Raw genomic sequence first — 831 nt, forward strand, 5'->3', positions numbered from 1 at the left:
CATCTATGATAGCCATTTGGCCCGCGCGCGCTGGATGAGCGAAGTTGGTTATCGGTATCTGGTCCAAGGCCGATTTGTGCAGTGACGATAATTGCGGGGAGGCAGCGATTTTCACACGGGCATGGGAGGGGGCCGCAGCCCTTGTTCCTCCGACGGGATCAGACCGGCCGCCGCTTCAACGGTCGAATTGAAGTCAATCGTTGCAAATTTGATGAAGGCCGATGAGTGGACGCCTCGTCCAGAGGGTGATGAAAAGCGGTGGCCCGCTGCCGCCCTTGTCTGGCCGCAACGCGTTTCGCAGGCTTGCCCGATCAGCGATCAGCGTCCCATGATGGCGAGCAGCGCCGCCTGCGAGACGTCAACCGCGATCGAGCATGATGACCGGCATGAGGCTGATGGCGACAGCATCAACCATCGACGCGATGAAGAGAAAGCCGAAGGCCAAGGGAAAGGCTGCGATCGCGGGCAGGATGTGGCGCGCCGATCCCGGCGCGACCGCGCGGCTCACCCGCCGTTTCTCCGCGGCGAAAGGGATCAGCGCCATCAGCGCTATCGCGGCGCAGCCGAGGAGAAGCGCGGCGGGACGGTCGGGCATCAGCGCGATCAGAGCCGGACCGAACACGAAACCAAGGGCGCTGGCAGCGGTGTAGACCCCCGTGATCCGGCCGCGCCGCTCTGGCGCTGCGGCAGTGTTCAGCGCCGTTTCGGCGACGATGAACATGAGACCCGCACCGCAGCCCAGAACCAGGCGCGCCGCAAAGAGCGGCCAGAAGTCGCGCAGGAAGGCCAGCGCAATGAGCGCCGCCGCCAACAGCCCCACGCCTAGCAGCC

The 831-nt window shown here is 65.0% G+C and carries 1 protein-coding gene; it reads right to left on the bottom strand.

The genetic code is table 11. From position 1 onward, the window contains the following. Nucleotides 1–358 precede the first annotated feature (358 nt). Nucleotides 359–820 (bottom strand): MFS transporter, encoded by a 462-nt coding sequence (locus EOC06_RS38005; protein ID WP_281062146.1) that lies wholly within the window; start codon nt 818–820, stop codon nt 359–361. Nucleotides 821–831: the final 11 nt, after the last annotated feature.

This window comes from Mesorhizobium sp. M7A.F.Ca.MR.362.00.0.0 (genome assembly GCF_004023175.1).
GTDB lineage: Bacteria > Pseudomonadota > Alphaproteobacteria > Rhizobiales > Rhizobiaceae > Mesorhizobium.